The organism is Rhodobacteraceae bacterium M382 (assembly GCA_025141015.1).
Lineage (GTDB): Bacteria > Pseudomonadota > Alphaproteobacteria > Rhodobacterales > Rhodobacteraceae > Aliisedimentitalea > Aliisedimentitalea scapharcae.
The window spans coordinates 95,056-121,766 of record CP081100.1 but is presented as its reverse complement, the minus strand read 5'-3'; the positions used below and the strand labels follow the sequence as shown (position 1 = coordinate 121,766).

Here is a 26,711-nt window from a genome sequence, read left to right as displayed (position 1 = left end):
GGCGGCAAAACCAAGAAAAATAAAGAACCAACAGCTTAGGAGAAAAAAATGAAAACCTGGAAAACACTGACGGTGGCGACCCTGGCGGCGTCTCTTGGTACTGCAACACTCGCCGCTGACGTTGTCATCGGCGTGCCCAACTGGGCTTCGGTCCGTGGTACCGCGCATATTCTGAAGGTGGCACTGGAAGATAACCTGGGGCTCGAAGTCGAGTTGCAGAATGGAACCAACCCGATCATTTTCGAAGCAATGGATTCCGGCGCGATGCATGTGCATCCCGAGGTCTGGTTGCCCAACCAGCAGAACCTGCATGACACCTTTGTCACTGACAAGGGTAGCGTCGCCCTGAACCCCAATGCGGTTCTGTCGGATCAGCAGATCTGTGTGACCAAGGACACGCAGGAACGGACAGGGATCTCGGCTCTCTCTGATTTGACGGATCCGGATATGGCGGCAAATTTCGACACCGATGGCGACGGCCGGGGCGAAATCTGGATTGGCGGCGCCGGTTGGGCATCGACCAATGTCGAAAAGATCCGCGCCAAATCCTACGGCTACGCCGAGACCATGAACCTGATGGAAATGGACGAAGCCCTGGCGTTGGCCCAGGTCGACAATGCCGTGGCGCAGGGCGAAAATATCGTGTTCTATTGCTACACGCCGCACCATATGTTTTCGCTTTACGATTTGGTGCCGTTGACCGAACCTGCTTATGATGCAGCGCAGTGGAAGATCAGCCAGCCCACGGATGACCCGAATTGGTTGGAGAACTCGACTGCACCAACCGCATGGGACGCAGCCAAGTTGCACGTGTTTTATTCGGCAACGCTGAATGACTCCCAACCCGAAGCGGCGGCCATGCTGTCCCAGGTCAAGCTGACCACGGAACAAGTCAATGTCATCGTCTACGAACTGTCGGTCAATGGTATCGACCCGGCGGAATACGCGCGCAAGTGGGTCAATGAAAATGGCGACCTGGTTGATTCCTGGTTCAACTGAACCTCTTGGGGCAGCATTTGAGGCGGATGCTGCCCCCACCAACCGGAACCGATCGGCCAGACCGGGAGAAAACAATGACAGAAGATGTAATCACGCTAGACGGAGTCTGGAAGATATTCGGCACGAATGCTGATGCGGCTATGGCTGCTATCCGTGACCGTGGGCTGGGAAAACCCGAAGTGTTGAAGGAGTTCGGATGTGTCGTCGGCATTGCCGATGTGTCTTTTTCAGTGAAACGGGGGGAAATCTTTTGTGTGATGGGGCTGTCCGGGTCGGGCAAGTCCACCATGGTGCGCCACCTCAACCGGCTGATCGAACCCACCGCTGGCCAGATCAGCGTGATGGGTAACGACATGATGGCGTTGTCGGATGCGGGGTTGCGCGACATGCGGGCCAATAATATCGGTATGGTGTTCCAGCATATGGCACTGCTGCCGCACCGCACTGTGCGTGACAACGTGGGATTTCCACTTCAGGTGCGCGGAGAGCCCAAGTCGCGGCGTTGGGAAGTGTCTCAAAAATGTCTGGAGCGGGTGAATCTGACCGGCTATGAAGACCGGTTTCCCAACGAATTGTCAGGCGGAATGCAGCAGCGGGTCGGGTTGGCCCGGGCGCTTGCTTCGGACCCGGATGTGTTGCTGATGGACGAGCCATTCTCTGCGCTTGACCCGCTGATCCGACGGCAGTTGCAGGATCAGTTCATGGCGCTGTCGGCCGAGCTGCACAAGACCACGGTCTTTATCACCCACGATCTGGACGAAGCGATCCGTATCGGAAACCGTATAGCCATCATGAAAGATGGTCGTATCATACAGATCGGCACACCCGAAGAGATCGTAACCCAGCCAGCCGATGATTATGTGCGGGACTTTGTTGACGGAATATCCAAGCTGAAATTGGTTTTTGCCCATTCGATCATGGTGCCGATCAGCGAATACACTCCCACCCGGCCGGTGAATTTCGAAGAAAGTCCGCGAACCCATCACGGCACCGATCTGGACCATTTGATCGACATCGCGACCACCACTGAAAACGTAATTATCATTACCGGAGACGATGGGGCCGATATCGGCGTGGTTGATCGCGCCACGCTGCTCAAAGGTATTCAGGGAGGCAAGGCATGAAGGATTCATCCATGGAAACCGGGTCTCACGATGTTGCGAGCTTTGCCAAAGAGAACGCCGCCTACTATGAACGTGAATTCGCCCGCATCCAAGGCAAGACCGGTTTTTCCTGGTCGTGGAACTGGCCCGCGGCCGTTTTTGGCCCGATCTGGGGTGCCGCGCGCGGCGTTTGGGGATTTTTCTGGATCTTCCTGATGGTCGAACTGTTTGCCTTGGTGCAAATTGGGCGCGGATTGTGGGGGGAACTTGGAGCGGACCAACTGGCCCGTCACGAACGTCTGCTCGCCAATATTGCCAAACGCGAATCCCAGGCTGCAGATCTGGCAGCCGCAGGCGATGCCGCCGGCGCCGAGGCCAAGTTAAAGATTGCCAATAATCTGAAAGGTGCGGCGGACAAAGCGCTTCAGGCCGCCAACGATGCAGCCAGCGAAACTGTATTCATTCTGATTTCCGGGTTGGTGTTGCTCGCACTGGTCAAGCTGGCCGAAGGGTTTTATGCCAATTACGCCTATGAAGCGCAGTATCTGCGTTGGCGGGCCACGCAGAATGAACAAAGTGGGCTCAAACGGTCCGGCGTTGTCTTTGGCCTGATCGGGATTATGGCCATCTGGCCTCTGACCCTGATCCGGTTCACTGTCGCCAAACCTGACGACATGGTCGCCAACCTGACCGGAGGGATCTTGGGGGATCGGATTCCGATCACTGAATTTCCGGTAGGCAGGGAATATTTCGCCTATCTTTCAAAGAAAGGCGACGCGGGATTTGACTGGTTGGCCAATAATTTTGGCGATGTTTTTGACGGGGTGACCGCGGCCATTCGCTGGGTGCTGGATGGGCTGGAAGTCCTGCTGATCCAGACTCCCTGGCCGGTGGTGATGTTTGTCACCGTGGTGATGGCGCTGCGTCTGGCCGGGCCGCGTGTGGCGATCTTTACCGCTGCTTCGCTGGCTTATCTGGCCTTTATGGGCCTGTGGGAGCTGGCGATGATCACCGTGGCGCTAATCGGCGCAGGGGCCTTTTTGTGCGTGGTGATCGGTATCCCGTTGGGCATCTGGTTTGGCAAATCAAAACGCGCGTACGCGTTTGCCGAACCGGTGTTGGATTTCATGCAAACCATGCCCGCCTTTGTCTATCTGATCCCGATCATTGCCTTCTTTGGCACTGGTAAGCCACCCGGGGTCCTGGCCACGTTGGTCTTTGCCATGCCACCGGTGATCAGGCTGACCGCGTTGGGAATGCGTGGTGTGCCCGAAACAACCAAAGAGGCTGCTATCGCGTTTGGATGCTCAAAACGGCAACTGCTGTTCAATGTGGAACTGCCATTGGCGCTGCCGTCGATCATGACCGGCATCAATCAGACCATCCTGATGTCATTGTCTATGGTTGTGATTGCCTCGCTGATTGGTGCCGAAGGGCTGGGTGCTCTGATCCTGGAAGCCTTGCAATACGCTGCCAAAGGGCAGGGTCTGTTGGGCGGGCTCGCCATCCTGTTCTGCGCCATGGTCATCGATCGGATCGCCCAAGGCATGTACCGCCGCAAGGTCGGTGGCGGCAGCTAAGTAAACCTTCTCCCTCGCCCCGGCACGTTCTTTGGTGTCGGGGCCTTTTTTTCGTTACGACAAGAGGCTGACATGGCTGACGAACATCTGAAATCCATGATGGAAAACCTGTACTGGTGGGGCATTCCCACCATGTTCCGTTGCCCGAACGAAGGACCCGAGGGCAAGGACATCGCCTTGGTCGGGGTGCCTCATTCTACGGGCAATGGCACGACTGAACGTGACCAGCATCTGGGACCCCGTGCGTTGCGAAATGTATCATCCGTTGCACGCAGGGTGCACGGTGAATTTCAGCTGAACCCATGGGAAGCGGCCAATATCGTCGATGTAGGGGATGTGCCATTCCCCCGCGCCAACGACAACGAAGACTGCATCGAGCAAATCACCCGCTTCTATACCGAAATTGACGCCGCCGGTGCACGTCCGATTTCGGTAGGCGGGGATCATTCGATCACTGGCGGCATCGTACAGGCCATCGGCTGTGGCCAGATCACCAACGGTGAGCCGGTTTGTTTTCTGCATTTCGACGCCCATACGGATGTGTTCACCAAAGTGGATCATTTTCTGGGTGCGCGGAAATCGGCGGCCCATTGGGGGGCCTATCTGGCCGATCAGGGCAAGGTCGACCCGACCCATTCGATGCAGATCGGCCTGCGGGGCCATGCCCGTACTTTGGACTGGCTGCAGCCGTCCTATGACTATGGTTATAATGTGGTGACCATGAAGGATTTTCGCAAACGCGGCGTCGAAAATGTGGTAGCCCAGATTCAACAGGTCATGGCGGGCCGCCCGGTCTATATCACCTTTGACCTCGACTGTCTTGATCCGACAATTGCCCCGGGTGTGTCCAACTTGGAGCCAGGCGAAAAAGGGTTCGACATTGACGAAGCTGTTGCCCTGTTGCGTGCAGTGCGTGGAATGAACATCGTGGGCGGCGATATCGTCTGTATGATGCCGACCAAGGACAGCCCGAACCAGATCACCGCGCTGACCGCTTCGGCGATCATGTTCGAGATGATTTCGATGGTGGCAGAAAACGTGGCGCAGGAGGCCCAGTCATGAGTGATCAGATCAATGAATTTTTCCAACCTGTTTCAGCCATGGATCTGCCGCGGTTCGCCGGTGTGCCCACCTTCATGCGCCTGCCCAACCTGACACCGGACCATCCCCGGTACAGCGAAGTTCAGATGGGATTGGTCGGCGTGCCGTGGGATGGCGGAACCACCAACCGACCGGGTGCGCGTCATGGACCCCGCCAGTTAAGAGACTATTCGACGATGATCCGGGCAATGAACCCGGCCACAGGCGTCAACCCTTTTGCCAGCGTCAATTGCGCGGACTTGGGCGATGTCCCCCCCAACCCGGTGGACATTCTGGACAGCTTGGACCGAGTCACCCGGTTCTATCTTGATCTCAAATCCCAAGGCATCACGCCGATGACCGCAGGTGGGGATCACCTGATCACCTTGCCTATCCTGCGCGCAATGGCCAGCGAGGCCCCGGTCGGCCTGATTCAGTTCGACAGCCACACAGATCTGTTCGACAGCTACTTTGGAGGCAACAAATTCACCCACGGCACCCCTTTCCGTCGGGCCATCGAAGAAGGGTTGGTTGATCCGCAGCGGTTTGTCCAAGTTGGCATTCGCGGCACGGCTTACAATACCGAAGACATCGATTGGGGGATCGAACAGGGAGTGCGCATCATCCGGATCGAAGAACTGTTTGACCGCGGCATCCCCCATGTCATGGCCGAGGTTCGCGAGATTGTGGGCGATCAACCAACCTATTGCACCTATGATATCGACTTTGTTGACCCGACCTTTGCTCCGGGTACTGGCACCCCTGAAATTGGTGGGCCCAACAGTTTTCAGGCCCAGCAGGTGATCCGCGAATTGGCTGGTGTGAACCTCATCGGTGCCGATCTCGTCGAAGTTGCCCCCCCCTTTGACGCCGCGGGCAACACTGCCTGGCTGGGTATTTCGCTGATGTTCGAATTGATGTGTGTGCTGTCACAGGCGATGAAGTAACACGCCCAAAATGGTCTGGCACGGGGGCTCTCTGTGCTAGACAAACGGATTGGCCTACAGGCCCCCGTCCAGCCCGGACCCCAAAAGGGTGCCCAAAAACCTCGGCTGATCAGGCAAAAAGTGAAAAACCGGCTCAATCGACAGAACAGGTGTATGGGCCGCCACGAGAAATCCCGCAAGGGCCTCTTGGGCACCTGATCACATCCGGTGGTACAGCCTTGGCCCTGACGGGCAAAACGCATGGCATTGGCTGCCTGCTGAGCCGTCTTCTGGAACCGACCATCCGTGATGGCGTCCGGCAACACGATAGTCGGAGGCTTGCAGGATACCCTTGCAAAACCGGGGCTGCCCACAAATGATCCGCAGCCCGCACGATCAAAACCTTTCTGCAGCTTCCGACCGCAACGCGCAGTCTGATGCATTCTTCCTGTGGGCGGATTGCGCCGCTGAGAGAGCCGGCTGAAAGACAGTCCTCCGATTTCTCCAAACCCATATCAGACAAATTGGCAATTCTGCTCCGGGCCCCTCCACGTCCGGTGTCCGGGGGGGTGGCCTGTGAATGCGGCGGCGAATCATGGGGCTGCGGATTCGTTCAAAAAGCGGTTTCAGGCTATCGGAATCGCAAAGACCGAGTGGCTTGATTTGCTGTATCATCAACTAAAATGGCGATTAACCTATGTATCCAGCACAAAAACATGATGATTTCGCAAAAAACTGCTGGACAGATTTTGTTTTTCGCAGTTGAGTAAAGGTGAGAGCGACAATCGACGGTTCCGGTCTTGAACGCGGTTCACCCCTGGAAATCGGACGTGTCGTAAGAGTTTTCGTCGCCGAATGGCGCTGTCTAAACAGCAGACGCGTGGTTGACGGAATGAACAAGCAAAGGCGGCAGCGCCGAACAGGAGGTATTCCAGAATGTTGAAGTCGAATCCGGCATCGCAGATCTATTACAAACGTTTCGAGGACGCGGTTGAACGCAATCGCCCCCGCATTTCCGAAGTCAAAGCGTACCTGGAAGAAGCCGGCGTGAAATACGTCATGGCGGCCTGGATCGATCTGCACGGCATTCCCAAAACCAAACCGGTACCGATGAGCGATTTTGAACAGCTCTGCCTGGGCAAGGGACCGCAGTTTGCGGTGCACTCGATCTCATTCGTACCCGAGCTGAGCCCGGCCGACAGCGACCAGGTCGTGGTTCCGGATTTGGACGCGGTCTATATCTGCCCCTGGGACACTTCGTTGGCGATCATCTTCTCGGATCTCTATTGGGAAGATGCACCGTATAATGTCTGTTCGCGTCAGGCGCTGAAGCGTGCGATGCATGAAGCTGCGGAAGACGGATACACCGGGTATGCGGGTGTCGAGCCTGAATTCATCGTCATGAAGTATGACGAAAATGGCTTGCCGGTCAAAGCGTTTGACGATGATCTGGGCAAAGCCATCTCGCCGCGGCGTCAGGCATTTGGCTATGACGTGGAATATTCGATCGACTCGATGCCCTTTCTCAAGGACATGATCGACATCATCGAAGGCATGGGCTGGAACCTGCATGACGTGGTGGCCGAAGGAGCCTATTCCCAGTTTGAACTGGATTTCCACTATACCAACATGCTGGAAATGTCCGACCGTCTGGCGTTCCTGCGGATCGTGCTGAAAGAAGTCGCCAAGAAGCACGGTATGTTCGTGACCTTCATGCCCAAGCCCACTGTCGGCGACTGGCGGTCGGGCGCACATATCAACATGTCGATGCACCACGAAAGCCGCCCGGGTGAAAACATATTTGAAACCCCCGATGGCAGCGATTGGTCGGATGAAAGCCGCTGGGCCGTGGGTGGCCTGATGCAGCATGCCGAGGCGATCACCGCGATCACCTGTCCGACTGTGAACTCGTATAACGGCCTGGTGCCGCGTGTGGGTGGGTTTGAAGGCGGCACTGTAACCTGGGCGCCGACCAACATTACCTATGGCTTTAACAACCGCTCGGCCCAGTTCCGGTTGCCGCAAAGCCGTCACTGCATCGAAAACCGCGCCTGCGATATGACCATGAATGTCTATCTGGCCATGGCGATGCATCTGACCTGCGCGGTGCAGGGGATCAAAAACAAGGTCGACCCGGGCAAGCCCACCGACTTTGATCTCTACGCCAAAACCGAAGCCGAGCTGGAAGAGTTGGGCATCCGCCGTCTGCCGCGCACATTGTATGCCGCGATCGAAGCCCTGCGCCACGACGACATGGCCAAACATGTCATGGGTCCAGTGATGCGCCATTCGTTCCTTGAGTACAAGAATGACGAATGGGAACGCTATCACCAGTCGGTTACCGATTGGGAAGTGCAGGAATATCTGCGGCTGTACTGATCCGATCAAAGATCCCTGGCAACGCGGACATCGCTCTCCCGTCCGCCTTGTTCCACCTGGGCAAACATCGTCAACAAGGGCGTTGTTTGCCTACTTTTATCCTCGAAAGGCCGGCTATGTCCCGCGATTATGAAATCTTTGAGCTTGGCGATCATCCACTCCTTGGTGGTGGCGTGCTCAAAGGGGCCCAGCTGGCTTATAAAACCTACGGCACTTTGTCTCCTGCGGGTGACAATGTCGTTGTCATGCCGACCTTTTACACCGGCAGCCATGACCGCAACGAAGGATTTTTTGGGCCCGGCCGGGCGCTGGATCCAGCGCGCCATTTCATCGTTTCGGTCAATCTGTTCGGCAACGGTGTGTCTTCGTCGCCCAGCAACACCACAGGCGATCAAGCGGGGGGGAATTTTCCCCACATCACATTGCACGACAATATTGCCGCGCAGCATCGGTTGCTGACCGAGCGACTGGGCGTGACACAGATCGCGCTGGTCACCGGCTGGTCGATGGCCGGGTGCCAGTCCTATCAATGGGCGGCGCAATACCCTGATATGGTGCACGCGATCCTGCCGTTTTGCGCCTCGGCACGTACCTCGCCGCATAATTTCGTCTTCCTCGAAGGAGTCAAAGCCGCACTGTGCGCCGATCCTGTGTGGAACGGTGGGCATTATGACACCCAACCGATTGAGGGGTTGAAAGCCTTTGGCCGGGTCTATGCGGGTTGGGCGTTTTCACAGGCGTTTTATCGCGATGGGCTGTATCAACAGTTGGGATATGACAATCCGGCCGCGCTGATGGACGACTGGGCCACTGATCACGCGGAAAACTGGGATGCCAACAATCTGCTGTGCAAGCTGGCGACCTGGCAGGCGGGCGACGTCAGCGCCGGACCAGTGTTCAACGGGGACTTCAAGACAGCTCTGGGGTCGATCACGGCCCGCACGATCCTGATGCCCTGTACCCGTGATCTTTATTTTCCGCCTGAAGATAACGAGATCGAGGCCGCGTTGATCCCTGGCGCGATCTTCCGACCGTATGCGTCCGATTTTGGCCATTGCGCCGCCAACCCCGGCAATGACACCGGATTCACCGCGCAGCTTGATGCCAACATTCAGGAGCTTCTACAGCGTTAATCCCGTTTGAAAAAAACGATGGGTCACGGGATCATCTGCCGATACCGAAGACAAATGCGGCATCTTGGTAACGAATTCGCAGAAAATCGTGTTCCACAGGCCGCAGTGGCCCCTTTTCAATCGGGATGCGTTTGCCAATCGTCTGTCCGTCACCTTATGTTTGATCGCAAAGAAGGGCCGCAGACAGCCTGCGCGCCAGTTTGAGGTGAACAGGGGCGCATTTTGAATTCCACGATACGACGCAACGATCCGGACAAACCCACGCGCCAGCGTGGCACCCATTCCGTCGAAGAGCGCCTGAACAGCGAAATCGTCAAAATGCTGGAACAGGACGGGCGCATGGCGTTTTCTGAAATCGCCCAGAAGCTCAAAGTCTCCGAAGGCACCATTCGTAACCGTGTCAACGGTATGAAAGAGGCCGGGATGCTGCGCATTGTCGCCATCGCCGATCCGCGCGCCACCGAATACAAGGCTGACGCCATGGTCTGCGTCAAGGTTGCCCCGGGTGTGACGCCCAAGGCGGTGGCTGACCGGCTAAGCAAAGTGTCGAGCGTTGTTTACATTTTGTGGGTGACCGGGCGGTTTGACCTGCTGATCGAAATCGTCTGTGATGAGCCAGACAATATGGCCTCGTTCCTCGAAGATCACATCCACAGTGTTGAGGACATTGTCGACGCCGAAGTGATGCTGGGCCTGAAGAACTTTAAGAACCAGTTCCTGCTGAAGCGGGACTGGGAACAGCAGCAGGGCTGAAGCCTGCTGCTGAGGGGTCATGCGAGTCCGGCTAGCAGGTTGATTGCCAGGCATGTCGCCTGGCGTGATGAGGGGAGGATCCCGACCCTCAGGATCAGTAATCGTCCTTGCTCTTTCCAGCCTCGGCCCGCATCAGCGCGGTGATTTCGCGTTCGCATTCGAGATAGCCGGGCAGGGCGATCAGATCTTCCTTGCTTTTCAGCTCTTTGCCCTTTTTGAAGTCCAGTTCGAGAATGGTTTTCAGCCGTCCGGGGTTCGCTGACAGAAACACTATCTTGTCGGCAAGAAAGATCGCCTCCTGAATGTCGTGTGTGACCAGCAGAATCGTGGTGTGGGTGGTTTCGACGATCTCGAGCAGCATTTCTTGCATGTGCCAGCGGGTTTCTGCATCCAGCGCGCCAAAGGGTTCGTCCATCAGCAAGATATCGGGTTCATTGGCCAAGGTGCGTGCGATGGCAACGCGCTGCTTCATGCCGCCCGACAGCGTTTTGGGATAGGCGTCGCGAAACCGGGTCAGATGCACCAGATCGATGAACTTTTCGGCCCGTTCGCGGCGTTCCGCCTTGGGTACGCCATTCAGCTTCATCCCGTATTCGACGTTTTCGAACACCGTCAGCCAGGGAAATGAGGTGTAGCTTTGGAACACCATGCCGCGTTCGCGCGCCGGGCCATGGATGCGTTTGCCTTCGAGACTGACGCCACCGCCCGAGGGATCTTCGAGCCCGGCCACAATGTTTAGCAGGGTGGATTTTCCGCAACCTGACGGACCCAGAAGAATGCACAGCTCGTTCCGGGCGACCGAGAATGAGACCTCGCGCAGCGCCTCGACAGTGTTGGTCTTTTTCCCAAAGGTTTTTGAAACATTGGTGGCGGTCAGGATGACATCGTCCAGAGGCATGGCAGGCCCTTTGCGTCGTAAGGAGAGGGGGGTGAGGCCGGGCAGACAGGGATTCCGCCCGACCCCGGTGAGGTCAATTCAAAAGAGCTGATCAGCCGCGATAGCCAGCGTCATAAAGCTCGCGGTGCAGGTCGCATTCGATACCTTTGTCCGGGGCTTGAACTGATTTGATCAGGTTGAATTTAACCCACCATTCGCTGACCAGGTTCCAATGGTCGTTGATCTGACCATTGGTTTGATCAAAGGGCGGATTGCCAGGGGCCGAGCCGCAGAATTGCGCAGCTTCTACAAAGTCGTAGACATAGAGCCCGCCATCGGTGCGCGACCCATCCTTGCCCAGCACCAGCTCCACATCGGCGACGCTCATCTTCATGCCGTCGGCGATGATCTGGTTGCCCTCGGTCGGGTTGTCCTGCCACCAGGAGATGGCGTCATACATTGCCTTGAGCGTCTTGCGCGCGGTTTCGCGGCGTTCCGTCACAAAGGTTTCGGACATGTAGTGCCCGTCGGCGACCACGCCCTGTTGCAGCCAATAGGAATCTTTGGACTGGGCCAGTACACTGGAGCCATCCAGCGCCTTGAGCGTGTTGGCACCGTAGGGTTCCCAGAATTCGGACGCGGCCACGCCACCGCCGATCATCGCGGCGAATGCGTCATCGGCGATGATGTTGCGATAGGTGACGGAATCATAGGCTAGCCCGTTCTGCTCCAACCACATGGCGACAAAGATCTGCGACAGTCCCCCTTCCAGAACTGCGACTTCCTTGCCGACCAGATCCTGGGCGCTGTTGATGCCTGGGCCGGCGACGATCTTGTCCGTGCCATAGGAGAGGTTTCCGAATGCCACCAGTTTGATCGGCAGGCCGCTTTCGACGCCAACAGGGGTGAATTCCGCGGTCGAGCTGACCACATCCATCTGCCCGGCTGCAACCAGGTTGAAGCTTTCATAGGGGTCTTCGATGGTCTGGTATTGCAGGTCCAGATCCGGGGCCAGGCCCTTTTCGATCGCAATGTGCCAAAAGCCGTAGCCGGGCCAGGTGAAGCCTGAGATCTTGACCTCTTCGGCTGCCGTGGCGAACGTTGGGGCACAGGCAAGTAACAGGGCTGCTGTCGTGTTGCGCAATTGGGTCCGGTTCATGTTTGTCTCCTTTTCCTGTTGGGAAAGCCCATAGGTTTCGACCTGTGCGGTTTGTCCGCTTGATGGGCGTATTGGGTCATGTCTTTGGGGTCAGCTACGGCCCTCCAGATAGGGGAATGCAAAGCGGTACACCTGGCGCAGCAGGAAATCGAAGAACAGGCCAAGCACACCGATCACCAGGATCCCGGCCATGATTTCGTCCACATGCAGGAACCGTTTGGCGCGCATCATCACGGCACCGATACCCGCATCTGCGGCGGTGATTTCGGCAATCACCAGATAGGTCCAGCTGACCGCCAGCATCTGACGCATGGCAATCGTGATATTGGGCAGCGAGGCGGGCACCACCACGGTGCGCAGCACCTGCCAGCGGCTGCCGCCCAGAGTGACCGAGGTCCGGATCAAATCCGCAGGCACGGCCTTGACGTGATCCGAGATCAGCGTGATCAGGAACCAGATCACCCCGATAAACAGCAGCGCCAGTTTCTGGGTATCGCCGGCACCGAACCACATCAGCAACAGCGGGATGAACGACGGGGCAGGCAGATAGCGCCAAGCGGACACAAAGGGGCTGAAGAAGGCTTCGACTGTGCGAAAGGTGCCCATCAGGATGCCCAGCGGGATGGCGACGGCACAGGCCAGCCCAAAGCTGAACATGACGCGCCAGACGCTGATTAGTACATCGTTGAAAAACCCGTTTTCAGCGAACATGGTATAGAGTGCGTCCAGCACCTTGACCGGGCCGGGCAGCAGAATTTCGTTGGTCCATTGCTGCCAGACCGCGAATTCCCAAAAGCCAAAGAAACAAATCCAGACGGCGATGCCGAGGATCACGCTCCAGCTGGCGGGGATATCCTTCTTGAATTCGAAGAACCGTTGCCGTGGCACTGGAGTATTCGGTTTCGGCATTCCTGCCGAAGAAGTTGAATTGCTGACTGTTCCGGTCACAAGGTCCCTCCTGTTGGGGCCGCTCTCCCGATCTGGGGCATGATGGGCAGCGTGGCTTGCGAATTACGAATCAAGGTATGCTGAATCAGTAATATTGCAACCTTTATTTTGCCTAATACGCAATTCAGCCCTCTCTAATATGAATTTATTGTTTGATTTTCGGTCAGTTTTCGGCTGAACCAGTAGGCTAAGGGTCAGGTGCCTGCGAATCTCTCAAGCTAAGCAGCCCCAGCGCAGTTTGGCGTAGCCCGCGGTTTTGCAATTTCGCTAAGGTGGTTTTAAAAAATGCAGCAAAGAGAATGGCTTGACCTCTATCTGGAAGGCTGGCGCACAGGGGACGCGGACCTGAGCCTGTCGGCGACCGCCCCTACGTTCTTCTACGATGACCCGGACACAGGACGAATCAGGCGCGACGGTTTTCGTCGTTTTTTTGAGGAATTCCGTGCAGCAGGTGCTGAAATGGCGGGCGGCAAGGTGCCCGTGCCGTTCTTGCAGTATTCGGATCTGACGGTTGTGGATACGAATCCCGCAGTCGCCCCTGCGATTGCTTGGTGTTGGTGGCGCGTCACCGGAACCGAATTTCGCGGTGCCGCCTGTATCCGCTTTGACCAGACCGGCGTGCTGAACGAACGCATCGCCTATTTCACCGACAATCCCAATGAAACCGCCATACCGGCTGAATGAGAAAGGACTGACATTGATGGCTCAGATCACCTATGTCGAACATGACGGCACCAAGCATGTCGTTGAAGTGGCCGCCGGCCTGACCGTGATGGAAGGTGCGCGTGACCACAATCTACCCGGGATCGAGGCCGATTGTGGTGGGGCCTGCGCCTGTTCCACCTGCCATGTTTATGTGGACCCGGATTGGGCCGCCAGGATCCCGGGTATGGACGACATGGAACGGGACATGCTGGATTTTGCCTGGGAACCGGATCCGGTTCGGTCGCGTCTGACCTGTCAGATCAAAGTGACTGACGACCTGAATGGTCTGGTGGTGCATCTGCCGGAAAAGCAGATCTGACCCTGTTCATGCCGGTTGCGGCAGCAATGCTGCAACCGGCATGAACCGTCTTACCATGGTGCCGGACCGACGGGCTTAGGAAGCGCTCTGCTCCAGTTCCAGAATATTGCCTTCGGGGTCGCGCATGTAGATGGCCAGAAAGGGGGCCGTGTCTGAGCCGAGGTTTGTGATGTCACCCTGCCACTCCCCGCCGTGCCCGATGATCTGCACGCAGGTCTGGTGGATGTCGGGTACGGCAAAAGACAGATGCCCCCAGCCCGGTTCATTGACCCGGGGCCGGGTACGCGGCGCTGTTTCGCTGTATTCCAGCAACTCAAGGAACGAATCGGACCCGGGCAGGGAGAGCCAGGCAGAACGGATTTTCACGCCGGGCAGCCCGTTGCCCTTGCTGAACGCTGCGCCGCTCAGAACGGTGAGGGGGCGGCGGATCTCACATCCGAAGACCTCCATATAAAACCAGGTCAACCGGTCGATGTCCCGGACAGTCAGGCTGACGTGTTTCAGTTTCATTTCTCTTACGCTCTCCCGGGGACGTGATGCGGGAGAGGCTAGCGGGTTCAGACCTCATGGCCCAGCAGGTTGTCCTCGAACGGGAATTTCGACAGGAGTTCACAGCCGTCTTCGGTGATCAGCACCTGTTCTTCGAGCTTGATGCCTTCGGCCCCGCCGATCTCGCCCACGTAGCTTTCGACGCACATGGCCATGCCGGGTTGCAGTTCGCCGTCATAAATCAGGGCCTCGTCCTGGGGGTAGTAGATGCAGGGCCATTCGTCGGACATGCCGATGCCATGGGCCATTACCGCATAATGCTGGTCGCGGAATTGTTCGGGCTGTCTGAAGCCCTTTTCCGTCACCTCGCGGAACGACATGCCGGGTTTCATGAGTTCCAGATTGTGCTGAATCTCCTCATACGCCCGCCCGTAGAGTTCGCGCTGGTAATCGGTCGGACGGCCCGAGCCGCAGTAATAGGTGCGCGAGACATCCGCCGAATAGCCGAGCGGGCCGACCATATCGGTGTCAAACGCCACCAGTTCGCCGGGGCGAATGATCCGGCCCGACGCCTCCTGTAGCCAGGGGTTTGTGCGATCTCCGGCGGCGAGCAGGCGGCCTTCGATCCAGTCGCCCCCGGCCTCCACATTGGCCTTCCACAGGTGTGACCACAGTTCGATCTCGGTCATGCCGGGGCGCAGTTCTTCGCGCATTCGCCACATGCCGTCTTCGGCCACGGCGATGGCGTAGTTCATGCACAGGATTTCTTCGACCGATTTGATGGCGCGGGCGGGTTCAATGACCTTATGGGCGTGAACAACCTCAAGCCCCTTGTTCGCAAACAGCGCCGCCACCTGCGGCACCGGGCTTTCCATGCCCAGCCGTTTGCTGCCACCGCCATGGCGCTGCATCAGCGCGGCGATCTGGTTGACCCAGCGGTCGATCATCTCGTCCATGCGCTGACCCGCGAACATGTAGGAGATCTGGATCGCCTCGTCGCCCAGTTCGTCAATCGTCTCCAGCCCGTGTGCGATCTGCTTACCGGTTTCGCCGTCGAAATAGACCGTTGGTCCTTCGGCGGGGACAAACAGATAGCTCAGCGGAATATGGCTTTGCATAACGCCCGCGTCGCGCATGCCGGTGGCGTAGCGGATCGAATAGACCGAGGTCAGCACGCAGCCGCCCACGTCCTGGCGTTTCATCTCGTCCCGCAGGCGCTGCAACCGATAAGCCCGCATTTTCGCGAGGTCGATCATCTCCAGCGTGTCGGTCATTTCGACCACCGGCGTGGTGCGGGCAGCCTGGGTCAGGGTCATGTCGGCAAAGCGCATGGGATCAGACCTTTACCCAAACGCGGCCATCTTTGACCTGCAACTCGTAAGTCACCAGGTTTTCCACCGCAGGCGCGCTGAGCGCACGGCCCGTGCGCACGCAGAACCGGCCCTGATGCAGCGGGCATTCGATCACCCCGTCCATCACCAGCCCGCCGTCGAGCGATTCATCCTCATGCGTGCACATGCCGGCGGTGGCAAAGAACCCTTCGGGCGTGTTGTAGATCGCGACCACTCGGCCTGCGAGCTTCATCGTGATCAGATCTTCGTCGTCCACATCATTGGTGGCGCAGGCGTCATGCCATTGAGCGGTCATTTTCGGCTCCTGTCAGGTCGTCGGAAAAGGCTTGGCGGATTTTGCGGGACCGGTCGTTGCGGCCCAGCGAGCGGCGGATGGTGATTTTCAGAACCTCCCAATGGGTGCTGAGAAAGCCGGGATCCGGGGCAGGCAACTGGTCGCCCAGTTTATCACTGAGGTCGGGCAGGGCGTGGAACGGCACCGTGGGATAAAGGTGATGTTCGATGTGATGGTTCATGTTGAAATAGAGAAACTGAAAGAACCAATTGGTGCGGAAACTGCGCGTGGACTGCACGATATTGGGTTGGTTTTCCGCCATTTCCACATGTTGCATCAGGATAAAGGCGTTCATGATCGGGCCGCCCAGCACGCGGGGAATGACGATCAGATAGACCGGCCACATCCAGCCCGCATAGATGCTGACCACTGCCAGCCCGACATAGATTGCCACGCAAATCTGGGTGTTGCGCTGCATCCGGGGCAATTCGCTGACCGGCGTCACCCGTCTGACGTTATCCGAAAAAACCCCCAGTGAATGGGCCACGAACATCTTGGTCTGATGCCAGTAGAGACCCAGGCCCAGGATCTCCTCGACCCAGCCCGCAAAGGTCAGCGGGATCGGGGCGTAGGGCATCTGGTTGTCTTCGCCTTCGATCCAGGTGTGGGTGTGGTGGCTGGCGTGGGAGTAGCGGCGGTGCAGGGGTTCCTCGTAATAAAGCAGCGAGGTGATCCAGAACACCGCCTCGTTCAGCCAGCGGGTGCGAAAGGCGGTGCCGTGGGCGCATTCATGGGACAGCGCATAGGCCGACACAGCGAAACATCCCGAATAGAGCAGGATGGCGGGAACAAACCCCCAGCTCCCGACGCTGAGCAGGACCGGAATGCCGGTTACCACCAGCAGCGCGACCCAGGAAATCAGATATATCAGCCCGGGCCGGTCGCTGCGCCGCATCAACGCCTTGAGCTGTTTTTTGTCCATTTTGATGTTGGACGTTATTGCGTTCGTGATCATATCGCGTCCTCCAACCCGGGGCCCGACTGCTATTGCAGCCAGGCGTCGGTTTCATCGATTTCGATGATCGTCGGCCCTTCGGACACCAGCGCGGTTTCCAGCGCGGCGCGCAGTTCATCCCCGCTTTGCGGGTGAAAGCCACGGGCGCCGAACGCCTCGGCGATTTTGGTGAAATCGGGGTTGTAGATATTGCAGCCGATGGTGGGCAGGCCCTTGCTGTCCATATATTCGCGGATTTCCTGATAGCCGCCGTTGGACCAGACCACGATGGGGATCGACAGGTTCTGTTCGACGGCGGCCGCCAACTCCTCGATCGTCATCTGGAAGGACCCGTCGCCGGTGATGCAGGCCACCGGACGGTCACCCGCGCCGACCTTCATGCCGATGGCGACCGGCATGCCAAAACCCATGGCTGCGTATCCATTGGGGAAATGGAACAGGTTCGGGTGCTTCATCGGATAGTGATAGAGCCCCGTGTAGCAGATCTGCGAGGCGTCGGCGCTGATGATAGTATTATCTGGCAGCACGTCGTGGATGATCTCCAGCGCTTTTTTGTGTTTCGGGGATTCCTTGCACAGATCGCCGTTGAACTGGGCGCTTGCTTCGACCACGCGTGTCGCGCCGGCGGTGGTCACCTGCGGACCGTTGCGGTGTTCCAGCCCCGACAGGATCGCGGTCAGCGCGGATTTGCTGTCGCTCAGCAACGCGGCGCTGGGTTTCGAATAATGCATCAGCTGACCGGGGTCGATGTCGATGCGGATCAATTGGCCATTGATCGGGTAATCAGCGGTGAAATAGCGGTCGGGTTCGGCAAATTCCGTGCCTACGGCCAGCACCACATCCGCATCCCGCAGCATGTCGCGCACCGGGTCGAACGCCTGGGTGAAGCCCAGGCACAGCGGGTGATCTTCGGGGATGACGCCCTTGCCCGCGCAGCTGTTGACCACCGGCGCGTCCAGCCGTTCGGCCAGTTTCAACACTTCGTCCGAAGCCCGGATTGCGCCACCGCCCACGACGATCATCGGTGTTTTGGCATCGGCCAGCATATCGGTGATCCGCACGGTTTCTTCCGGGTCGGGACCTGCCCGCGGCGCTGTGGGCCAGGCGTCGATGTCAAAGCCTGCCGGGCCTGCCAGCACGTCCTGCGGGATCTGAATGCTGACAGGGCGCGGACGGCCCGAGTTGAAAGCGGTAAAGGCACGCGCCAGAACTTCGGGCAGGTTCTTGGCGTCGAGCAGGGTGTGGGTGAACGCCGAAACCTGACCCAGGATGTCCTCTTGCGAGCGCAGTTCGTGCATTCGCCCGCCGTTCATGCCCAGTTCATGCACGTTGTTCATGGTGGTGAACACCAGCATCGGGATCGAATTGGAATAAGCCTCGCCAATCGCGGTGGCGCCGTTGGTGACGCCTGCGCCGGTGACCAGGAAACAGACGCCCGGTTTGCCGGTCGCCGCGGCATAGCCATAAGCACCATAGGCCGAGCCCTGTTCGTGGCGCGGGGTTACCTGGCGGATCCCCATTTTGTCAAAGTTCCGGTAGAATTCGACGGTGTGATAACCGGGGATGCCAAAGGCGGTGTCGATCCCGTAGGCCTTGAGTAGATGCAGCAACGCCTCGCCGCAGGTCATTTCGGTTGTATCGGTTTGATTTTCAGGGGGCATATCGCGCATGTCCTATTTCTCGCCTTTGACGACGTAGTGATCCGGGGCGCCTGTGTTGGCGTAAGTGATGACGTTCTTGATGGCGCGGGAGCGGCCCTCTTCGTCGGCTTCGACCGAGTAATAGGCAGCATGCGGCGACACGACCGTCCGCGGGTGATGCAGCAGCGGATCATCCGGGTTGGGCGGTTCGACCTCGAACACATCGAGACCGGCGCCGCCCAGCTGACCACTATCCAGTGCCGCCAGCAGCGCGTTCGGGTCGATCAGCGCTCCGCGCGAGGCGTTGACGATGAAACTGCCCTTTTGCATCCGGTCCAGAAGGTCGGCGTTGACGATGTGTTTCGTCTCCGCTGTCAGCGGCGAATGCAGCGACACCACATGGGCGCGTTCGAACAGCTCTTCGATCGTGGCGACCTGTGCGATACAATCGGGGCAGGCGTCGGCGGGCATATAGGGGTCATAGGCGATGACCTTGCCGAAACTGGGCGCAGCACTGCGCGCGGCCTGCTGGCCGATACGGCCACAGCCCATCAGGCCGAAGGTCATGTCATGGGTGCGGTGCAGCACGCCGGGCTCTTCGTAGTTCCAGCGACGTTCGCGCACCGAGCGGTCATAGAAGGGCAGATGGCGGACCAGCGACAGGGCCATGGCGGCTGCATGCACGCCGACCTCGGACACCCAGGCGTCGGGGATATGGGCGATCCAGACACCGTGTTTGCCTGCCGCTTCCATATCGATGGCATCGACGCCGACCAGCGGCACGCTGACGATGCGAAGGTTGGGCAGGGCGGCAAACACCTTTTCGGTGATCGGCGCATAAAGCGACACGATGGCATCGGCACCGCTGGATTTGACTAGTGCGATCACCTCATCTTCGGTGGTGCAGTGCGGGTCCGCCACGACCATCTCGAGCCCGGCGTCAGTGATGAGCGCGGTTTCTAGGTCAAGATCGGGCTGAACGAAATCGGTAAAGGCGATTTTCAAACCTTTGTCTCCTTGCTGGGGTGCTGTGGCCTGACCGTTGGATCGGCAGACATTTTTGCTGATTTCGATAAGGGCAATTTGTGTGCATCTTTTCAAACGACCAATTTCAGTGCATGGTGCGACGAAATGGAATACCTGTTTCGAGGCTAGCAAATGTCTGCAAATGAACGAAAAATTTCGACACCGCCGCTACATTGGCTGCGCGCCTTCGCGGTTTCGGCGCGATATTTGTCCTTTACGGATGCGGCAGAGGAACTGTTGATTACGCAATCAGCCGTCAGCAAACAGGTGCGATTGCTGGAACAACACCTGAATCAGCCGCTGTTTCTGCGCGGCCACCGGGGCCTGCGCCTGACCGAGGCGGGGCGGAACTATCTGCCCACCGTGGTGCGCGCGTTCAACGCGCTCGAGGAAGGGACGCGCAGCTTTCTGGGCTATTCGTCAGATCGCAATTTGCACATCAAATCGAACTACGCTTTTGCCACCTTCTGGTTGACGCCGCATATCCATGAATTCATGGAGGCAAATCCGGACGTCGAAATGACAATTTCAACCGCGCTGTGGGAACAGGATTTCCTGGAGAGCAACGCCGATATTGAAATCCACTATGGCAAGGAAGAACGGTTCGACGGGCGTACCCATGCGCTGAGGGCGGAGTTCCTCTTTCCCGTCTGCGCGCCGTCGGTGGCCGACCGTCTGCGCGATCCACAGGATCTGGCGGGGGAACGCATTCTGGATCTGACCGGGATTGGCGATGCCTGGGACTACTGGTTGCAACAGGCGGGCCTGCGCAGCATTTCGCTGTCGAACCGGCACTATTTCAGCACCTATGTGCTGGCACTGAACCTGGCGCGCGAAGGGCAGGGGGTGTCGATGAGCCACGGCACGCTGGTTGACCGGATGATCGAGCGGGGAGAGCTTGTCGTGCCCTTCGACATCCGGATTCCTGGTCGAGATGGGTATTTCGTGGTGCAGAACCAGGTGGACAACCCGACCCCCAACGCGGTGCGTTTCATGGATTGGCTGTTAGGAAAATCCGGGACCTGACGTCCGGGCGGGCTAAAAAATTCGCAGAATTTTTTGATATTGCGGCCCCGTCATGCGGGACCGCCACTAAGTCGTGTGTTTACTCGGCGACCGGATGGTTCGCCATCCGCTCCAGCGCTTTGACCATGCCGGAATGATCGTCATTCGCGCCGCCATGGGCCGCGCAGGAATTGAACAGTTCCTGCGCCGTCGCGGTGTTGGGCAGCGACACCCCCAGCGCCTTGGCGGAACTCAGCGCCAGGTTCAGGTCTTTCTGATGCAGGTTGATGCGGAATCCCGGATCCATGGTCCGCTTGATCATTCGCTCACCATGCACCTCCAGAATGCGTGATGTGGCCAGCCCGCCCATCAGCGCTTCGCGCACTTTGGCCGGGTCACAGCCGGCTTTGGAGGCGAACACCAGCGCCTCGGCCACCGCTTCGATGTTCAGCGCGACGATGATCTGGTTGGCGATCTTGCAAGTCTGGCCTGCGCCATTGTTTTCGCTGATCAGGGTGATGTTCTTGCCCATCACCTCAAACAGCGGCGTCGCCCGGTCAAACGCTGCCTGCGGCCCGCCGCACATGATGGTGAGACTGGCGGCCTTGGCCCCGACCTCGCCGCCCGACACCGGCGCGTCGACGTACAGCCCGCCTTTGGCGTTCACTGCCGCGGCCAGTTCCTGCGTGGCAATCGGGCTGATCGACGACATGTCGATCACCAGCGAGCCTTCGTGCACATTGATCAGCACGCCGTTTTCGCCGGTTATCACCCGCTCCACGTCCCGGGTGTCCGGCACCATGACAATGACCGTGTCGCAATGGGCCGCGACTTCGGCGGGGGAGCCGACGACCTCCACCGCTTTGCCCGACAGCTCATCCGGCAGCGGCGAACGGTTGAGGCAGGTAAAGATCGTGTGGCCCGCATCCGCCAGGTGCCCCGCCATCGGGGCACCCATGACGCCAAGGCCGATAAATCCGATATTCATGAGTAACTCCTCAGTATCCAAGCTTGGGGTCGATGGGGTTCAGCAGCGGTTCGCCCTTCAGGAACAGCTCCATATTGCGGAAGAACAGCCCCAGCGTCAGCGGCACATAGGCGTCGCCGTCATCGGCCGAGACATGCGGCGTGATGATCAAGTTCTTGGTGTTCCACAGGCGCGACTCTGCCGCGATGGGTTCCGGGTCGAACACATCGAGGATGGCACCGCCCACTGAGCCTTCTTCCAGTTTGTCGCAGAGCGCGTCGTAATCCATCACCGCTTCGCGCCCGATGTTGACGATGCCGGCGGTGGGCTTCATCAGGTCCAGCCTGCGGCGATCCATAAGCCCACGGGTTTCCGGCGTGTCAGGCGTGGCGATCAGCAGGTAGTCGGCCAGCGGCAGCACATCGTCCAGCTGTTCGGTGGTGACACAGCGGTCGCAACCTTCCACGTCGCGGCCCGACCGGTTTACCCCGATCAAATTGACGCCCAGCGGTTTTACCATCGCCGCGCCGGAACCGCCCAGCGATCCGGTGCCCAGCACCACCAGCGTCTTGCCCGCGATCGGCGAACAATAAAGCGAGTCATAGACGGCGCTGCGCTGGTTGGTGACGATGGCGGGCATATGCGAATGCAGCATCAGCACTGCCATCAGCCCGAATTCACCAGCCTTGGCCGCATGCACGCCCTTGTTGTTGGTCAGCGTTACGTGATCCGGTAGCCAGTCCATCGGCAGCATGTGTTCGACACCTGCACCAATGCAGTGAATCCATTTCAGGTTTGGCGCCACTTCGGCCAGATTTTCGGTTGGCATGTCCCAGGTCAACAGCACCTCGGCCTCGGCCATGGAGCTCGCCCAATTGTCTGTGTCCCAATCGACAAACGGATCAAGCTGACCCTGCACGCCAGGAAACTCAGCCAGCGCACTTTCAAACCGGTCACGGGTGACGGTGAATACCTCTTCGCCTTCGGGCGTGTTCGGGAATGAGCCTTCGGCCCAGCGGTTATTTTTGACGTGAACCTTCACGGTCATCGGTTTTGTCCTTTGTCGTTCGCGCGAATTGAGAGCAGCCACCCTGCCCCGCATTGGGGCAGGAGGCGCAGCCGGATTTAGCCGATGCCATTGGCTTCGATCTCTTTGAGCTTTGCGATGATTGATGTGTCGCGGTTTTCGTCACACCAGTCTTCGTGATCGAACTGCATATCCATGACGGCGGCACCGATCGACATCAGGTATTCCCCGTCATCGCGGCCTTCGATCGCGGGCATGGTTAGCACCGTGTCCTGGCCGTAAGTGCGTACCGAATGGCCTTCAAAGGTCTTGGGCTGGGGTGGTTCGATGTTGTCATTTGCCAGATCGCGGATCGCCTTGCGCACCCGGCGCCGATAAAGCGAGATGCCACGGTCGGTCGGCATCAGGTTTTCGCCCTTGTGGGTGGAAATCGCGCCCATGCCTTCAACCGCTTCGGAGTCAGCGGGATAGCGCTGCTTTTCTTCGGGGGTGCGGTCCAGCACCTCGCCCTGCTCCATCTTTTCGTGACCTTCGCGGGTGTTGTATTCATGCGGATCCCAGCGGTCGCCAAAGTTGGCCCAAGCATAGACCATGGTGTTTTCGTCATCGACCGGCACCACCCAACGGGTAAAGCACGACCGGCCAAAGTAACGCTGTTCGGTGCCGTCGGCGGCATAGGCGGATCCAGCCTGGGTAAAGTTCGGCAGGATCAATTCGTTCAGGCGCACCCAGGCATTATCGCCAATGCGGCGGGTCGATGTGCCAAGGAAGTGGTTTTCGTGACGCTCGTAGAATTTCAGCTGACCGCTGGCCATCATCCCTTCGGAGAACTGCGGGTGGCTATTCTGGCTGTGCAGGAAAGTGGTGTGGGTCGGATCCATGATCGCGTCCTGCACCTGAATCCAGTTGCAGGTATAGGGTGCCTTGTAAGGCGCACTGGTCATGCCTTCGTGTTCAAAGGCGTCATAGATCGGGAAGTCCGGCTGTTTGTCCGACGGGCCCATATAGGCGAAAATCAGTCCGCGATATTCGATCACCGGATAGGCACCCAGGCGGGTGCGTTCCTTGACCATTTCCACAGCGCGGGCGGTTGAATCCTCGGCCGGAGCTTCGAGGATTTCGCCATCGGGCGCGAACAGCCAGCCGTGGTAACAACAGCGGATGCCGCGGGTTTCGCATTTGCCATATTCCAACGAAGCGCGACGGTGCGGGCAGTATTTGTGCACCAATCCGATTTTCGTACCGTCGCCATAGCGGAACAGAACCAGTTCTTCGCCCAGAATGGTGATTGCCTTGGGTAGGTCACCCAGGTCGTCTGTCATATAGACTGGGTGCCAGAAGCGGCGCAGATATTCGCCTCCAGGGGTCGCCGGTCCGACGCGTGAGATTTCCTCATCAATTTCAGCTGGTTGAGATTGGGCATAGCCCTGAAAATTACCTGCAAAAGTGCTGACTTCGGGCTTTTGGGTTGCGGTTGTCATGGGTCGCTACCTCCTTGTTTGGGGTCTGTATGGCGGTGGCCGAGGCTGCCGCAAAAACTGTAATTCGAAGGTTGATTGCGAAATCGTCTGCGTCAACCGAAAATATGCTTCAAAAAACTACGTTTTCCGCTCTATAAATTCGATATTCGAAATTTTGGAGCCTCCCATGAGTGATCAGACCCGTCAAAGCGACCCGAATGTGCGAAAACGTAACCTGGCAACAGAGGGCGGGGCGCGCAGCGCCGGGCTGGCATTGTTGGACGACCGACTGAACCGCGAAATCATCGACCGGTTGCAGCGCGACGGGCGTATGGCGTTTTCTGAGATCGCTCAGCAGTTGGGCGTGTCCGAAGGCACCGTGCGCAACCGAGTCGGAGCGATGAAGTCCGGCGGCGCGCTGCGCATTGTGGCGATCACCGATCCCGGGGTTTCCGAATACCGGACCGAAGCGATGATCGGCCTGAAAGTCGCACCGGGCCACCGGCCCGAGGACGTCGCGACCCGTTTGGCGCAGCTGGATGAGATCGTCTATGTGGTCTGGGTCAGCGGTGCTTATGACTTGCTGATCGAGATCGTCAGCGAGGATCGCGCGGGTTTTTTGGCGGTCCTCAGCGAACATGTCCACAATAGCCCCGATATCGGGTCAAGCGACGTGATGACGGGGCTCAAGAATTTCAAGAATCAGTTCCTGCTGAAAAGCAACTGGGGCTAGCGCTGGGATTCGCGATATTGCGTGATATGCGCCATTTATGAGGCTTCTTTTCGAATTTCGTACTAAAAGTGGAAGTTACGGGCAAAAAAATAATGTATCCGAAAAGTGTATTGCGTAATACGTTTTTTCGGGCGTAACCTTTTCCAAGACCAGCCACGAATCAGGCGACGCGAACCGTCTGTGATTCTCCGCTTGGAGGGGGAGCTTCTATGCAAGTCACACTGGACCATCCAACCAGAACTGCCGCAGGCGACTCCTCGGTGGATCTGCGCGCCCAGCCGGTCGCCTCTCATTACATTGACGGCGCCTATGTGGAAGACGCGTCCGGCGCGCTGATCGAATGCGTTTACCCCGCGACCGGAGAGGTCGTCGCCCGTCTGCATTCCGCCACACCGGCGCTGATCGAACGTGCAGTGGCCAGCGCCAAACGCGCGCAAGTGGAATGGGAACGCACCCTGCCGGCGGACCGTGGCCGCATCCTGCGCCGGGCCGCCGATATCATGCGCGACCGCAATCATGATCTGTCGGTGCTGGAAACGCTCGACACCGGTAAACCCTATCAAGAAACCATCGTCGCGGATGCGCTGTCGGGCGCAGAAGCCTTTGAATTTTATGGCGGTATTGCCAGTACGATCAATGGTGAATGCATCCCGCTGGGCGACAGTTTCGTCTATACCAAACGCATCGCATTGGGGGTGTGTCTGGGCATCGGTGCCTGGAATTACCCCACCCAGATCGCGGCCTACAAGGGTGCCGCAGCGCTGGCCTGTGGCAATGCTGTTGTATTCAAACCGTCCGAGGTCACGCCGCTTTGTGCGCTCAAGGTCGCCGAGATCCTGACCGAAGCCGGGTTGCCCAAAGGGCTGTATAATGTGGTACAGGGATATGGCGAAGTGGGCAGCACCCTGGTGGCGCATCCGGACATCGAAAAGGTCTCTCTCACCGGGTCGGTGCAAACCGGCGCGCGGGTGATGGCAGCGGCGGGCGCGGATATCAAACATGTGACGATGGAGCTGGGCGGTAAATCCCCCCTGATCGTTTTTGACGACGCGGATCTGGACGCAGCGGTCAGCGGTGCCATCCTGGCGAATTTCTATTCCGCCGGGCAGATCTGTTCCAATGGAACCCGGGTATTCGTGCATCGCAACATCCGTGCGGAATTCGAAACCCGCCTTGTCGAACGCGTGCGCGCCATCCGTCTGGGCGACCCATTGGACCCCGAAACCCAGATGGGGCCGCTGATTTCGCAGGCGCATATGGAAAGAGTGCTGTCATACATGCAGCTTGGGCGAGAAGAGGGGGCCCGGTTGCTGTGTGGCGGAGGCCGGGCCAAAGGCGATGGGCTGGCACGGGGCGCTTATGTGCTGCCCACCGTGTTCACGGGGGTGACCGACGACATGCGGATCGCCCGCGAAGAGATCTTTGGCCCGGTCCTGTCCATCCTGGAATTCAGCACCGAGGACGAGGTGATCGCCCGCGCCAATGACACTGACCTGGGGCTGGCCGCCAGCGTGTTTACCCGCGACCTGCAGCGCGCCCACCGGGTGATCGACCGCATTCATGCGGGAACCTGCTGGATCAACACCCATAATATCATGCCCGTCGAAATGCCATTTGGCGGGGTCAAGAAATCCGGCGTTGGCCGCGAAAACTCGCGTGCGGCGCTGGATCACTACAGTCAGATCAAATCCGTCTATGTCGAAATGGGAGGTGTCCAAGCGCCCTACTGAACCCAAACCAATTCTCGCCGGTGACTGCGCCT

25 protein-coding genes are annotated in these 26,711 nt (G+C 58.4%); 13 read left to right on the top strand and 12 right to left on the bottom strand.

Going from position 1 to position 26,711, the window contains the following annotated elements; translation table 11 throughout:
* Nucleotides 1–48 precede the first annotated feature (48 nt).
* From K3727_22250 to K3727_22215, 8 genes are all read left to right on the top strand, one after another.
* Entirely contained in the window at nt 49–999 is a 951-nt protein-coding gene (locus tag K3727_22250) for an amino acid-binding protein (GenBank protein UWQ93585.1), read from the top strand.
* A 74-nt stretch (nt 1,000–1,073) separates the two neighbouring features.
* Nucleotides 1,074–2,123, top strand: coding sequence for a glycine betaine/L-proline ABC transporter ATP-binding protein (locus K3727_22245; protein ID UWQ93584.1), 1,050 nt, complete (start codon nt 1,074–1,076; stop codon nt 2,121–2,123).
* Complete coding sequence (locus K3727_22240; GenBank protein ID UWQ93583.1) at nt 2,120–3,682, top strand: proline/glycine betaine ABC transporter permease; 1,563 nt, start codon at nt 2,120–2,122, stop codon at nt 3,680–3,682. Before K3727_22245 ends, K3727_22240 begins: the two co-directional genes overlap by 4 nt.
* A gap of 72 nt (nt 3,683–3,754) precedes the next feature.
* Nucleotides 3,755–4,744: an arginase family protein gene (locus K3727_22235; protein UWQ93582.1), complete on the top strand. Its 990-nt coding sequence runs from the start codon at nt 3,755–3,757 to the stop codon at nt 4,742–4,744.
* Entirely contained in the window at nt 4,741–5,709 is a 969-nt protein-coding gene (speB, locus tag K3727_22230) for an agmatinase (GenBank protein UWQ93581.1), read from the top strand. Before K3727_22235 ends, speB begins: the two co-directional genes overlap by 4 nt.
* A gap of 915 nt (nt 5,710–6,624) precedes the next feature.
* Complete coding sequence (locus tag K3727_22225; protein ID UWQ93580.1) at nt 6,625–8,067, top strand: glutamine synthetase family protein; 1,443 nt, start codon at nt 6,625–6,627, stop codon at nt 8,065–8,067.
* Nucleotides 8,068–8,183: 116 nt separating this feature from the next.
* Complete coding sequence (locus tag K3727_22220; protein ID UWQ93579.1) at nt 8,184–9,200, top strand: alpha/beta fold hydrolase; 1,017 nt, start codon at nt 8,184–8,186, stop codon at nt 9,198–9,200.
* Nucleotides 9,201–9,497: 297 nt separating this feature from the next.
* On the top strand, nt 9,498–9,953 hold the full coding sequence (locus K3727_22215; GenBank protein ID UWQ93695.1) for an Lrp/AsnC family transcriptional regulator: 456 nt from the start codon (nt 9,498–9,500) through the stop codon (nt 9,951–9,953).
* A 94-nt stretch (nt 9,954–10,047) separates the two neighbouring features.
* Here K3727_22215 and K3727_22210 read toward each other — a convergent pair whose 3' ends face one another.
* From K3727_22210 to K3727_22200, 3 genes are all read right to left on the bottom strand, one after another.
* Complete coding sequence (locus K3727_22210) at nt 10,048–10,851, bottom strand: ABC transporter ATP-binding protein (protein ID UWQ93578.1); 804 nt, start codon at nt 10,849–10,851, stop codon at nt 10,048–10,050.
* 91 nt (nt 10,852–10,942) lie between these two features.
* Nucleotides 10,943–11,989: an ABC transporter substrate-binding protein gene (locus tag K3727_22205; protein ID UWQ93577.1), complete on the bottom strand. Its 1,047-nt coding sequence runs from the start codon at nt 11,987–11,989 to the stop codon at nt 10,943–10,945.
* Nucleotides 11,990–12,079: 90 nt separating this feature from the next.
* Entirely contained in the window at nt 12,080–12,898 is an 819-nt protein-coding gene (locus tag K3727_22200) for an ABC transporter permease (GenBank protein ID UWQ93694.1), read from the bottom strand.
* Nucleotides 12,899–13,222: 324 nt separating this feature from the next.
* On the opposite strand from K3727_22200, the gene K3727_22195 reads away from it, so the two are divergent.
* Both K3727_22195 and K3727_22190 read left to right on the top strand, forming a co-directional pair.
* Nucleotides 13,223–13,621, top strand: a complete 399-nt coding sequence (locus tag K3727_22195) for a nuclear transport factor 2 family protein (protein ID UWQ93576.1) — start codon at nt 13,223–13,225, stop codon at nt 13,619–13,621.
* A gap of 16 nt (nt 13,622–13,637) precedes the next feature.
* Nucleotides 13,638–13,961 (top strand): 2Fe-2S iron-sulfur cluster binding domain-containing protein, encoded by a 324-nt coding sequence (locus K3727_22190; GenBank protein UWQ93575.1) that lies wholly within the window; start codon nt 13,638–13,640, stop codon nt 13,959–13,961.
* 75 nt (nt 13,962–14,036) lie between these two features.
* Here K3727_22190 and K3727_22185 read toward each other — a convergent pair whose 3' ends face one another.
* The 6 genes from K3727_22185 to K3727_22160 are packed head-to-tail and all read right to left on the bottom strand — an operon-like array spanning nt 14,037 to nt 19,736.
* Nucleotides 14,037–14,471, bottom strand: coding sequence for a VOC family protein (locus K3727_22185; GenBank protein UWQ93574.1), 435 nt, complete (start codon nt 14,469–14,471; stop codon nt 14,037–14,039).
* Nucleotides 14,472–14,518: 47 nt separating this feature from the next.
* Nucleotides 14,519–15,781: a Xaa-Pro peptidase family protein gene (locus tag K3727_22180; GenBank protein UWQ93573.1), complete on the bottom strand. Its 1,263-nt coding sequence runs from the start codon at nt 15,779–15,781 to the stop codon at nt 14,519–14,521.
* Nucleotides 15,782–15,785: 4 nt separating this feature from the next.
* On the bottom strand, nt 15,786–16,097 hold the full coding sequence (locus tag K3727_22175) for a non-heme iron oxygenase ferredoxin subunit (GenBank protein ID UWQ93572.1): 312 nt from the start codon (nt 16,095–16,097) through the stop codon (nt 15,786–15,788).
* Entirely contained in the window at nt 16,078–17,091 is a 1,014-nt protein-coding gene (locus K3727_22170) for a fatty acid desaturase (protein UWQ93571.1), read from the bottom strand. Before K3727_22170 ends, K3727_22175 begins: the two co-directional genes overlap by 20 nt.
* Before the next feature lie 29 nt (nt 17,092–17,120).
* Complete coding sequence (locus K3727_22165; GenBank protein UWQ93570.1) at nt 17,121–18,752, bottom strand: 5-guanidino-2-oxopentanoate decarboxylase; 1,632 nt, start codon at nt 18,750–18,752, stop codon at nt 17,121–17,123.
* Nucleotides 18,753–18,764: 12 nt separating this feature from the next.
* Nucleotides 18,765–19,736, bottom strand: a complete 972-nt coding sequence (locus K3727_22160) for a C-terminal binding protein (GenBank protein ID UWQ93569.1) — start codon at nt 19,734–19,736, stop codon at nt 18,765–18,767.
* Nucleotides 19,737–19,889: 153 nt separating this feature from the next.
* Here K3727_22160 and K3727_22155 point away from each other — a divergent pair, with 153 nt between their 5' ends.
* A complete protein-coding gene (locus K3727_22155; protein ID UWQ93568.1) occupies nt 19,890–20,783 on the top strand; it encodes a LysR family transcriptional regulator in 894 nt (297 codons plus the stop codon).
* Nucleotides 20,784–20,862: 79 nt separating this feature from the next.
* Here the strand turns inward: K3727_22155 and K3727_22150 are convergent, their stop codons facing one another.
* The 3 genes from K3727_22150 to K3727_22140 form a co-directional block, all read right to left on the bottom strand.
* The gene (locus K3727_22150) at nt 20,863–21,750 is read right to left on the bottom strand and encodes a 2-hydroxy-3-oxopropionate reductase (GenBank protein UWQ93567.1); all 888 of its coding nucleotides are present in this window, start codon (nt 21,748–21,750) and stop codon (nt 20,863–20,865) included.
* A gap of 10 nt (nt 21,751–21,760) precedes the next feature.
* Nucleotides 21,761–22,777, bottom strand: coding sequence for a D-2-hydroxyacid dehydrogenase (locus tag K3727_22145; protein UWQ93566.1), 1,017 nt, complete (start codon nt 22,775–22,777; stop codon nt 21,761–21,763).
* A gap of 77 nt (nt 22,778–22,854) precedes the next feature.
* Nucleotides 22,855–24,237, bottom strand: a complete 1,383-nt coding sequence (locus K3727_22140) for an aromatic ring-hydroxylating dioxygenase subunit alpha (protein ID UWQ93565.1) — start codon at nt 24,235–24,237, stop codon at nt 22,855–22,857.
* Nucleotides 24,238–24,505: 268 nt separating this feature from the next.
* Here K3727_22140 and K3727_22135 point away from each other — a divergent pair, with 268 nt between their 5' ends.
* Nucleotides 24,506–24,949, top strand: a complete 444-nt coding sequence (locus K3727_22135; GenBank protein ID UWQ93693.1) for an Lrp/AsnC family transcriptional regulator — start codon at nt 24,506–24,508, stop codon at nt 24,947–24,949.
* 266 nt (nt 24,950–25,215) lie between these two features.
* Nucleotides 25,216–26,679 (top strand): betaine-aldehyde dehydrogenase, encoded by a 1,464-nt coding sequence (gene betB, locus K3727_22130; GenBank protein ID UWQ93692.1) that lies wholly within the window; start codon nt 25,216–25,218, stop codon nt 26,677–26,679.
* Nucleotides 26,680–26,711 lie beyond the last annotated feature (32 nt).